Annotated in this window: 10 protein-coding genes; 2 read left to right on the top strand and 8 right to left on the bottom strand. The window is 35.7% G+C overall.

Translation table 11 applies throughout. The annotated features are described in order from the left end of the window. Nucleotides 1-117 precede the first annotated feature (117 nt). Entirely contained in the window at nucleotides 118-1,020 is a 903-nt protein-coding gene (locus tag ICJ84_RS12635) for a NifU family protein (RefSeq protein ID WP_188216764.1), read from the bottom strand. Nucleotides 1,021-1,168: 148 nt separating this feature from the next. On the opposite strand from ICJ84_RS12635, the gene ICJ84_RS12630 reads away from it, so the two are divergent. Both ICJ84_RS12630 and ICJ84_RS12625 read left to right on the top strand, forming a co-directional pair. Then, nucleotides 1,169-2,173: a PorP/SprF family type IX secretion system membrane protein gene (locus ICJ84_RS12630; protein WP_188216763.1), complete on the top strand. Its 1,005-nt coding sequence runs from the start codon at nucleotides 1,169-1,171 to the stop codon at nucleotides 2,171-2,173. A 16-nt stretch (nucleotides 2,174-2,189) separates the two neighbouring features. After that, the gene (locus tag ICJ84_RS12625; protein ID WP_188216762.1) at nucleotides 2,190-2,708 is read left to right on the top strand and encodes a gamma carbonic anhydrase family protein; all 519 of its coding nucleotides are present in this window, start codon (nucleotides 2,190-2,192) and stop codon (nucleotides 2,706-2,708) included. Nucleotides 2,709-2,853: 145 nt separating this feature from the next. Here the strand turns inward: ICJ84_RS12625 and murI are convergent, their stop codons facing one another. The 7 genes from murI to ICJ84_RS12590 all read right to left on the bottom strand — a co-directional run bounded on the left by murI (nucleotide 2,854) and on the right by ICJ84_RS12590 (nucleotide 10,506). After that, complete coding sequence (murI, locus tag ICJ84_RS12620) at nucleotides 2,854-3,633, bottom strand: glutamate racemase (protein ID WP_188216761.1); 780 nt, start codon at nucleotides 3,631-3,633, stop codon at nucleotides 2,854-2,856. Nucleotides 3,634-3,699: 66 nt separating this feature from the next. Continuing rightward, on the bottom strand, nucleotides 3,700-4,206 hold the full coding sequence (locus ICJ84_RS12615) for an OmpH family outer membrane protein (protein WP_188216760.1): 507 nt from the start codon (nucleotides 4,204-4,206) through the stop codon (nucleotides 3,700-3,702). Nucleotides 4,207-4,243: 37 nt separating this feature from the next. After that, entirely contained in the window at nucleotides 4,244-5,254 is a 1,011-nt protein-coding gene (locus ICJ84_RS12610; RefSeq protein WP_188216759.1) for an OmpH family outer membrane protein, read from the bottom strand. A 255-nt stretch (nucleotides 5,255-5,509) separates the two neighbouring features. Further along, nucleotides 5,510-8,122, bottom strand: a complete 2,613-nt coding sequence (gene bamA / locus ICJ84_RS12605) for an outer membrane protein assembly factor BamA (RefSeq protein ID WP_188216758.1) — start codon at nucleotides 8,120-8,122, stop codon at nucleotides 5,510-5,512. Further along, complete coding sequence (locus tag ICJ84_RS12600; protein ID WP_188216757.1) at nucleotides 8,094-8,834, bottom strand: isoprenyl transferase; 741 nt, start codon at nucleotides 8,832-8,834, stop codon at nucleotides 8,094-8,096. Before ICJ84_RS12600 ends, bamA begins: the two co-directional genes overlap by 29 nt. A 1-nt stretch (nucleotide 8,835) precedes the next feature. After that, on the bottom strand, nucleotides 8,836-9,522 hold the full coding sequence (porG, locus tag ICJ84_RS12595) for a type IX secretion system protein PorG (RefSeq protein WP_188216756.1): 687 nt from the start codon (nucleotides 9,520-9,522) through the stop codon (nucleotides 8,836-8,838). A gap of 99 nt (nucleotides 9,523-9,621) precedes the next feature. Then, nucleotides 9,622-10,506 carry an NAD kinase gene (locus ICJ84_RS12590; RefSeq protein ID WP_188216755.1) on the bottom strand — a complete coding sequence of 295 codons (885 nt, stop codon included), beginning with the start codon at nucleotides 10,504-10,506 and terminating at the stop codon, nucleotides 9,622-9,624. Nucleotides 10,507-10,545 lie beyond the last annotated feature (39 nt).

The raw sequence follows: 10,545 nt of genomic DNA, 5'->3' as shown, positions 1-10,545 counted from the left end.
TTATATTTCGTTTGGTAAACTCTCTTTTCAGAAAGATAATACATCTGTTTAAAAGCCATAAAAAAAACGCTCATTTTTAATGAACGCTTTTAGTTATATTGTTGAGTTTATAATCTATTATCCATTTATAGCTTCAACAGTAGCAACTTTATCCTGAAGCATTTCTTTTAACATGTTTTCTATTCCACTTTTTAGTGTAAAGGTTGACGACGGACAGCCACTACATGCACCTTGAAGTAGTACACTCACATTTTTAGTATGTTGATCGTAAGAGATGAATTGAATATTTCCACCATCGCTGGCAACAGCAGGCTTAACGTATTCTTCAAGAATGTTTATAATTTGTTTAGAAGTCTCGTCTAATGATTCAAAATTAGAGTCTAACTGTTCGGTAGATTTCTGTAATTGTTCAGCAGCACCGGCAACAACAACCTCTTTTCCGTTTTCAATATAATTTTTAATAAACTCGCGTAACTCAATAGTGATGTCTTGCCATTCGGCAATATCATACTTGGTTATCGATACGTAGTTTTCTTCAATAAATACACTTTTAACAAAAGGGAAATGAAATAGTTCAGTTGCTAGCGGGGATAGTTTAGCTTCATCAATAGATGTGAATTCAAATAGAGCTGTTACAATTTTTTTGTTAGCAACAAATTTCATAACCGAAGGGTTCGGTGTGCTTTCAGCATAAACCGTAACGGGTACTTTTTTAGATTCAGCGGTAGCTTCAATCACTACGCCGCCATCATTTAAATAAGATTCTATTTGCTCGGCCATTTCATCCTGCACATCGCTCCATTCTACAATACTGTAGCGCTCTACGGCAATAAAATTCCCGGAAATATATACTTTTTTAACAAATGGTAAAAAGAATAATTGTTGAGCTAAAGGAGATGGTTTGGCTTCATCTATATTATTGAATTCAAAACTTTGGTGTTGGGTGATAAATTCGTTTAACTCGAATTTTACTATGGCGTTATTTGTTGTTTCTCTAACGGAAACTTTGTAAGTTTTCATTTTAGCTAATTTTTTACAAAAATACTAAAAGAAAACTTTAGTTATCCATATATTTGAGTTTTGTTGCCTCTTATTGAACCTTTTAAAAAGGTTATATTGTGACATAAAGGTAACCTCAGAATAATGGAATTTATAGTGTAAACTTAATATGAACTTAAAAAGCTTTTTAATTGCCGGTATTAGCCTACTGTTTGCCCAAGTCGCATTTTCTCAAGAGGGTTTACCTATATATACCGATTATCTTACCGATAATTATTATTTAATTCATCCTTCTATGGCTGGTGTGGCGAATTGTGCGAAAGCACGATTGACTGGTAGACAACAGTGGTTTGGCCATGAAGATGCACCCAGATTAATGACTTTAAGTGTGAATGGGCGTATTGGTGAATCGCCATCTGCAATTGGAGGTATTTTATTTAAAGATAAAAATGGATACCATTCTCAAAACGGTGCTTATGCTACTTATGCGCATCATTTGATGTTTTCCAGAAGTGAAGTCGATTTAAATATGTTATCGTTTGGATTAAGTGCAGGAATTATTCAATACCGATTGGATGAAACCTCGTTTTTGTTTGACGGACCTGATCCTATTATTGATGGGACGGTACAAAATGAAACAAATTTTAATATGGATTTCGGGTTTTCATACCAGTTTTTAGATTTCTATCTTCACGGAACGGTTAAAAACCTTTTAAATAACTCGGGCATAAATCGTGACGTGAATATCACAAGTAATTTAAGACGCTACTTATTAACAACCGGATATGTGTATAGCAAATATGGTAGTGAATGGAGTTTTGAGCCCTCTGTCATGTTTCAGTATCGTGAAGCAACCAAAGAAGCAGCTATAGATGTTAATGCCAAGGCTTATAAAGTTATGGATTTTGGTACGGTTTGGGGTGGCTTATCGTATAGAAATAGTTTCGATGGTGCCGAGTATACCAATTCGGGGAGCGATATTAAGAGTCAACGTTTAAATCAATTCACACCAATTTTGGGAATTAATTATAATCAGTTTATGTTTGCCTATACGTACACCTATCAAAGTAATTCGGTAGTTTATACAAATGGTGGATTCCATCAAATTACTTTAGGGTACAATTTTGGATGCCGACGTAAACGTTACGACTGTAATTGTCCTGCCGTAAATTAATTTTTCATAATTCAATATGCCTTTAATAAAACCTGTAAACGGAAAATCACCTCAAATTCCTGAGGATTGTTATATCGCTGAAAATGCTACCATAGTAGGGGATGTTACTATGGGAGAGGAATGCAGCGTATGGTTCAATGCTGTAATTCGCGGAGATGTTCATTATATAAAAATGGGAAATAAGGTGAATGTTCAGGACGGCGCCGTTATTCACGCCACGTATCAAACGGCACCAACAAACATTGGAAATAATGTATCTATCGGTCATAATGCCTTGGTGCATGGTTGCACCATTCATGATAATGTATTAATAGGTATGGGCAGTATTGTTATGGATGACTGCGTGATTGAAAGCAATAGTATTATTGCTGCAGGAGCGGTTTTAACTCAAAATACACATGTAGAGTCCGGAAGTATTTATGCAGGTGTTCCAGCAAAGAAAATCAAGGATATTAGTCAGGAGCTCATTTCGGGACAAATCGATCGTATTGCTAATAACTATGTAAAGTATTCCAGTTGGTTTAAGGAAGATTAGTTAGCTGTAAGGTATGTCCCTTCGGGTCGCTTTTTATTCATGAGACTTTATTTAAAATTAATGAACTCATGAATATAAATATTTCTTCGCTTACCAATAAAAATTGGTAGAGCTCCAACAAATGCTTCAATCGCTAATGCAAATATTAAAAGTTTAGATAACTCACTTCAAATTTATCATCTAATAAGCTTGCCATAACATCAGGATTTCCATTGGTGAAAAAGGTGTTTTTTGGTTTTCCTGTTTCTATGTTTAATAGCTTATGTTTTTCTAAAATGGCTTTGGTTTGTCTGGCAACGGCTTCACCGGAATCGATTATTTTAACCTGTTTAGGAAGTAATTCTAAAAGCAAAGGCATGAGGTAAGGGTAGTGTGTACATCCTAAAACGAGATAATCGATATTGGCTTCAATCATAGGTTTTAGGTGAGAGATTAACAGTTGTCTCATGGCTTCAGAATACACTTTTCCGGCTTCAATAAGTTCAACAATACCTTCACCAACTTGCTCAATAACTTTTATATTACTGGCAAACAATCCGGATGTTTTGGAGAAGAGTTCACTGCTTAAAGTCCCTTTAGTAGCTAAAATACCCACACTATTGGTTTTCGTTTGTAAAGCGGCAGGTTTAATAGCTGGTTCAATACCAATAAAGGGAATGTTATAATTAGTTCTTAAAATGCTTATGGCGTTGGTGGTAGCGGTGTTGCAGGCTACGACAATGAGTTTACAACCTTCATTGATTAAATATTCGGTGTTTTTAATACTTAATTCAATAATCCTGTCTTTACCTTTTAATCCATATGGGGCGTTGGCACTATCGGCAAGATAGATGGTGTTCTCATAAGGTAAAAGGGCATGGATTTCTTTCCAAATGGATGTGCCTCCCACACCCGAATCGAAAATGCCAATAGGTTGTTTGCTCATACTAACAAAAATAAAAAAAGCTGCTTTTCACAAAGCAGCTTTAAGTTAAATTTCTTTGAAAGAGGATTAGATACCTAATTCTTTCTTTACGTCGTTTAATAAGTCTTTACCATCAGCTAAGATTGTTACACCCTGAGCAGAATCTAAAACGTAATCAAAACCTTGAGCTCTTGCTACTTTTAAGATAGCTGTTCTGGCTTTTTCAGTAATAGGCTTTAATAAGTCCATTTCTTTCTTTTGTAAATCTTTTTGAGCATCAGATTGGAACTGTTGAATACGCATTTGTTTTTCTTGTAACTCTTGCATTCTCTTAGCGTTCTCTTCTTCTGTTTTAGTAGCAGCTTCTGCGTCGTATTGTTTTGCCGTGTTTTGGTATTCTGTAATTGAAGCTTGCATATCGGTTTGATATGTTTTGCTTAAGGTCTCAAGTTGAGTTTGTGCAGCTTTCATCTCCGGCATCGCCTGAATTAACTCTTGAGTGTTAATATGAGCTACTTTACTTTGTGCATTTGATAAAGTTACAGATGCAACACATAGTACAGTTGCTAATAAAAGGTTCTTTAATTGTTTCATTTTTAAAAAAGTATTAAGTGTGTTTTAAATTGTTTAATTAATTATTGTTATTTATACTATCTCTCGCGCGTTGTCTTTCTTCTAATATTTTTTGTCTTTTTTCTTCTAATTCTTTTTTTCTAGCCTCGCGTTCGGCTAATTTTTTTTGTCTGTTTTCTTCTATAAGCTGAGCCTGAGTTTTTACTTCTTCGCTACCTTCTTTGGCTTTGGCATCGGTACTTGTTTTGGCAGTAGATGTAGCATCGTCGGTATTTTCAGTTGCACCTTTTCTGGCATCTAATTTGGCTTGCTTTGCAGCTTCACGTTCAGCAAGTATTTGCTGGCGACGCTCTTCGGCTTCTTTTTGTTTCGCTTCTCGTGCTGCTAAAATTTCTTGTCGGCGTTGTTCAATGGCACTTTCTTTGGCAGCCTGTCTTTCTTCTAAGGCTTTTTCACGGGCTTCTAATTCTTCGTTAATTTCCGGAATGAGTTCTTCGTCTTCGGCAGCACGTTTTTCGGCTTTAGATTGTGCCTGAGTACGTTTTGCTGTTCTGCTGATGCTTCGGATAATTTGTTCGCTTAAATCGAATTGTTTAGCCGAATATAACATGGTTGCTTCAGAAGACTTATCAAATATGAAATCGTATTTTCTGCTGGTTGCAATGTCTTGTACTGCGGCGAAAATCTGATCTTGAATGGGCTGCATGAGTTGACGCTTTTGAATAAACAAATCGCCATTGGGACCAAAGCGCTTTTGCTGGTAATCTAAGATTTCTTGTTCTTCAAAAGCGATATCTTCTTCACGTTCTTCTATAAGTTCTTTGGTTAAAAGTGCTTTTTCGTTACTCAAGTCTTTGCGGCGTTGTTCTACGGCGCTTAGTTTAGCATCTATTTCAGATTTCCATTTGTTGGCTTTATCATTTAATTGAGATGTAGCCTCCTGGTATTCCGGAACATTTTCTAAAATATACTCGGTATCGATATAAGCAATTCTAACCCCACGCTGTGCATGGGCTGAAAGGCCTAATGTAAAAACTAGTATCAGTAAAAAAAGAACGTTGTTTTTCATCTGTTAAAGTTTTTTAGTTTATGGTTATACATTCTAAAAAGACAGATGATATGTTTTGTTTCTGCCACGATTAGAACTGAATTTTCTTTTGGTTATAGTTCGTTATTCAATTTATCAAATGGTTGTCGCAAAATAAACATTTTCCTTGGTTTGAAAAATTTTAGAATGCTCATTTCAAAATTAACGAAATTTAATCTCAAAAATTTCAATTCTTCTTCAAATACTTATAGGTTATTAGAAAATATCGTGCCAAAATTAAAATTGTTGCCCAATGATAAAGTGGGTTTGCCATCCACTCTTTGTCGCTTCTCCAGGAATTGGGTCGAAACCGTGACCGAAATCGATACCTAATAATCCAAAGGCTGGCATGAAGATTCTAAGTCCTAAACCAGCAGAACGTTTTAAATCGAAAGGGTTATAATCTTTAAATTCGTTATAAGATGCTCCTGCCTCCAAGAAGGTTAATCCGTAAATTTTAGCCGAAGCCTTTAAAGTAATCGGGTAACGTAACTCTAAAGAGAATTTATTGTAAATCGTTCCACCGTCGTTAGTTGATAACGATTGGTTAGGATAACCACGTAGCGCGATAGCTTCTCTACCATCTAAACTGTAACTACCTAAACCGTCACCACCAAGGAAGAATCTTTCAAAAGGAATTACCCCGCGATCTTGGTTGTAAGCCCCTAAGAAACCAAACTCTACACTTGGTTTTAATACTAAATCTTTAACGATTTGTGTATACCAGTCTGCTTTGAATTTTACTTTGTAGAATTCTAACCAGTTATAACGTTGCTGATCGATTTCTGAAACTCTGTTGTTGGCATCTGATCTTTCAGTTTCAGTAGAATTAGGATCGTTTAAGGTAGCCACATTATCATCTCTTTCATCTTTAAGAGCTGTATAATCTACACCATTCACTAAAGAGTACGGGAATGATAATTTAGCAGTAACCGCAAAATTAGATCCTCCGGTAGGGTAAATTGGGTCTACACTGGTATTATTTCTACTTAAACCTACAGTATACGATAGGTTGTTTGAATACCCATCACCAAAAGTAAATAATCCGGTGTTATAGTTATTTAAGTCGTAACGTTGGTAACTAACAGCCTGTGATAAGGTAAAATAATCATCAGGTACCTGTAAACGTTTTGCTAAACCAAAAGTAATACCTGTAATGTTAAAACTTCTTGATTTATCGGCATTACCTGTTTGGTAATCGTATAAAAACTGTTTGGTATGCGATAACGATGATGAAAACTGTACCGGGCGTTTTCCGCCCATCCAAGGTTCAGAGAAAGAGAAACTGTAGGTTTGGTAAAAACGGCTGGCTTGTAAACGTAAGGCTAACTTTTGACCATCTCCCATAGGGATTGGTTTATAAGCATCTTTTTTGAAGATGTCTTTGATGGCAAAGTTATTAAACGACAATCCTAAAGTACCGATGAAACCACCACCACCGTAACCACCTTGAAGCTCAATCTGGCTAGATCCGGTTTCTTTTACCGAGTATTCCATATCGATGGTTCCTTCATTTGGATTCGCGTTTTTAAAGTCTGGAGAGATTTCCTGTGCATCAAAAAATCCTAACTGACCAAGCTCACGAACGGTACGAACTACATTGGCTTTACTATATAATTGACCAGGACGTGTACGGATTTCACGATAAATAACATGGTCGTTTGTTTTGTCGTTTCCAACAACCGACACACTGTTAAAATAAGCTGGTTTACCTTCGGTAATACGAACCTCCATATCGATAACATTGTTATCGGCACTCACTTCAACTGGGTTGATTGACGAGAATAAATACCCGTTATTTTGGTATAAGTTAGTGATGTCGTCACCATCTGGTTTCGTATCATCGGCAATACGCTTTTGAAGTAAAACGCCATTATAAGTATCGCCTTTTCTAATGCGAAGGACACGGTTTAAAAGTTCGTTTGAATATACCGTGTTACCGATAAAGGTAATGTCTCCAAAGGTATATTTTTCACCTTCCTCAACATTTATATTTAATGAAATGGTTTTATCACCGTTAACGGTAATGCTGTCTGATAATACACGGGCATCACGGTAACCATTTTCTTTGTATTTGTCTATTAAGCTAACAAGATCTTCTTTGTAATCAGCCTCGATGAATTTTGAACGTTTTAATACACGAATCGGATTTTTCTGTTTCGTGTTTTTCATGCTTTTACGAAGGGTTTTATCGGTTAAAACTTCGTTTCCGCTAAACACGATGTGATCTATTTTTACTTTTTCGCCTTTATCGATGTTAATAAGCATATTAACTCTAGCTGTAGGTAAAGAATCTTGAACTTCTTTAGTATCAATGTAAACTTTTGTGTTTAAAAAACCTTCTTTTTTGTACTTATTGGTTAAGTAGTTTTTAGTAGTTGTTATAAGGTTTTCAGTAACTTTTACACCTTTGTCAAGTTTGTTATCTTTTATAATACCTTCAATTTTTCCTTTTTTAACGCCATTAACTTTTAATTCGTTAAGTTGTGGTAAATCGGATAATCTGATTTCAAGGAAAGCCATATCACCTTCCACTTTGGTAATATAAATTTCTATGTCACTGAATAATTTAGAGTTCCATAGTTTTTTAATAGCTGCACTAATGTCTTCTCCGGGAATAGTGATTTCCTGTCCTTTTCTTAAACCGGAATAAGTAATGATGGTTTGCGCTTCGAAGGCTGTGTTACCAAGTACGGTTATATCTCCCAGTGTGTAATTTTTACCTTCATTGTAAGGTATTTGTTGTGCTTCAATGTTAAAGCTACATGCAAAAATTAATATTGCCAAGCAGTGTTTAATATAATTTGTCAAAGGTAGTTTATTAGCTAAGTTGTTCACTTGTTTTCCCAAATCGTCGTTCTCTTTTTTGATATTCTATAATAGCTTCATACAAATGCTTCTTTGTAAAATCCGGCCATAAAACGCTAGTAAAATACAATTCGGCATATGCTATTTGCCACAGTAAAAAGTTGCTTATGCGTTGCTCTCCACTGGTTCTAATAAGCAAGTCTACATCTGGTAAACCTCGTGTGTAAAGATGCTCATTTATAATTGATTCATCAATTTTATCCGGCGAAATTATATTATTTTTAACTTTAATACTAATCTCTTTAACAGTATTTAGTAATTCTTCGCGAGAACCATAGCTTAAAGCCAGCGTTAAAGTCATTCTGCTGTTACTTTTTGTTGATTCTATGACCTCCTGAAGCTCGGCATATACCTTTTTGGGTAAATTGTTTAGGCAGCCTATAGCTGAGAGTTTTATGTTGTTTTCCTGAAGTGTTTTGATTTCTTTCTTTAAGGAATTAACGAGTAATTTCATTAAAGTGTCGACCTCCAATTTGGGACGATTCCAGTTTTCGGTAGAAAAGGCATAAAGGGTTAAATGTTCTACACCCAGTTCTGCACAGCATTCAACGGTTTCTCTTACTGCTTTTGTCCCATTTTCATGACCAAAGGCACGTATCATGCCTTTTTGTTTTGCCCAACGCCCATTGCCATCCATAATAATAGCAATGTGTTTTGGTAATTTTTTAAGTTGTATGCTTTCTCTTAAATTCATTTTAATTTGTACAATAACAAGGCTTCTCTCCAAAGGTATAAGTTAATGTAATACCAGAGAACATATACCAGTCGTTATTATTTATATTTCCAAATCTGTAGGGTTGCAGGTTACTATCGGAAGGCGTGCTGCCATCAATACCGTCGGTAAAGGTATAACGCGCGCCAACTTCAACAGCTAATATTAAGCCGTTAATAAACGTTGTTTTTACGCCAAGAGCCATTGGTATGCCGAATGTCCAGCTAGAACTGCCTTCATCGGTTTGTATACCATTATTAAAATAAGTGTCATCGTGGTTGGTTAAACTCAACCCTGTAAATAAATAAGGTGTGGTAAGTTTACGTCCTGTGTGTAAATTGAAATCCATGAATGTAAACTCCATTCCGGCAGCAATTTCAATTATGCTGTTTGAGAATTCGTAACCGCGTTGCTCACGTCTTGGGTCGTCTGATTTTGTATCAAATCCTTCTAAATCACTAAAGATAACAGAAGCGCGATACGAATGGCGTTTACTACGGTTCCATTTGTAAATACCTCCTATCGCCAACTGATTCGGAGCAATGTAATTGGTAGCGCCAACGTCGCCAATAAAGTTACTGCCACCTAAAAAAACGCCTAATTCGTGAATTTGAGCATAACTTATATGAATGCTTAATATGCTTATTATCAATACGGTTAAATGCCTCATAAATATTCGAAAGATTGCAAATATAATAAATAAGATTAGCCAACAACAATTTGATATAAATTGTATTAGTCTAAAACAGCATTTCTGCAAAATTATTGTCTAATTGCGTTTGTCTTCACCCCAAAGCAGTTTTTTTCTTAGTGTGGTTAAAAAGCTTTCATTTAAAAGGTCAATCATTTTAATGGTGAAGTCGGCTTTCTTGATTTTGATAATGGTTCCGTTTTCTAAAGTGGCAATTCTGGAGTCTAAAGAAATTAAATGACTGTCTTCGCGACCGGCTACTTTTAATTGGATTTCAGTGGAATCAGGAATAATTAAAGGGCGCGCACTTAGGTTGTGTGGTGCAATGGGCGCTAACACAAAACTGTTTGTGCTTGGTGTGATTACGGGACCGCCACAACTTAACGAATAGCCTGTAGATCCTGTTGGTGTTGAAATAATTAATCCGTCACTCCAGTAGGAGGTTAAGTATTCGCCATCCAGATGAGTTTCAACGGTAATCATCGATGTGGTGTTTTTTCGGCTAATAGCCACTTCGTTTAAAGCAAAGTTAAGCGCACTAATTTCTTTGTTTTCCGGTGAAGTTTCTACCGACAATAAACTGCGTTCTGAAATACGGTATTTACCATCTATAATATTTTGAATGGCACTTTCAATTTGATCCACCTGAATAGTTGCTAAGAACCCCAATCGGCCAGTATTGATACCTATAATTGGAATGTCCATGTCTTTTACAAAGATGATGGCTCTTAAAATAGTACCATCGCCACCAATACTGACCAGAAAATCGAAAGACTTATCTAGTTTATCGAAGGTTTTAAACGATTGGTATTCGTCTATATGCGGTGATTTTTCCTTTATAAGGTTGAAAAATTCCGTTTCAATATAAGCATCGGCATCTTTCTCTAATAAATAGGCAAATAAGCGTTCAACCGAAGTTGTTGTCGTTTCGTTGTAAAAGCGTCCAAAAACAGCAACTTTCATAGGTGTTATGTTTTAATTGTATTATAAAGAAGTTGTATT

The organism is Aestuariibaculum suncheonense, assembly GCF_014596935.1.
In the GTDB taxonomy this organism is placed as follows: domain Bacteria; phylum Bacteroidota; class Bacteroidia; order Flavobacteriales; family Flavobacteriaceae; genus Aestuariibaculum; species Aestuariibaculum suncheonense.
Note: the sequence above shows the minus strand (reverse complement) of the source record. Positions and strands in the feature narration are given on the sequence as shown.

Bases quoted from the DNA above. Each gene is read 5' to 3' on its own strand.
- ICJ84_RS12635 (WP_188216764.1), bottom strand. From the start codon at position 1,020: ATGAAAACTTACAAAGTTTCCGTTAGAGAAACAACAAATAACGCCATA.
- ICJ84_RS12630 (WP_188216763.1), top strand. From the start codon at position 1,169: ATGAACTTAAAAAGCTTTTTAATTGCCGGTATTAGCCTACTGTTTGCC.
- ICJ84_RS12625 (WP_188216762.1), top strand. From the start codon at position 2,190: ATGCCTTTAATAAAACCTGTAAACGGAAAATCACCTCAAATTCCTGAG.
- murI (WP_188216761.1), bottom strand. From the start codon at position 3,633: ATGAGCAAACAACCTATTGGCATTTTCGATTCGGGTGTGGGAGGCACA.
- ICJ84_RS12615 (WP_188216760.1), bottom strand. From the start codon at position 4,206: ATGAAACAATTAAAGAACCTTTTATTAGCAACTGTACTATGTGTTGCA.
- ICJ84_RS12610 (WP_188216759.1), bottom strand. From the start codon at position 5,254: ATGAAAAACAACGTTCTTTTTTTACTGATACTAGTTTTTACATTAGGC.
- ICJ84_RS12600 (WP_188216757.1), bottom strand. From the start codon at position 8,834: ATGAATTTAAGAGAAAGCATACAACTTAAAAAATTACCAAAACACATT.
- porG (WP_188216756.1), bottom strand. From the start codon at position 9,522: ATGAGGCATTTAACCGTATTGATAATAAGCATATTAAGCATTCATATA.
- ICJ84_RS12590 (WP_188216755.1), bottom strand. From the start codon at position 10,506: ATGAAAGTTGCTGTTTTTGGACGCTTTTACAACGAAACGACAACAACT.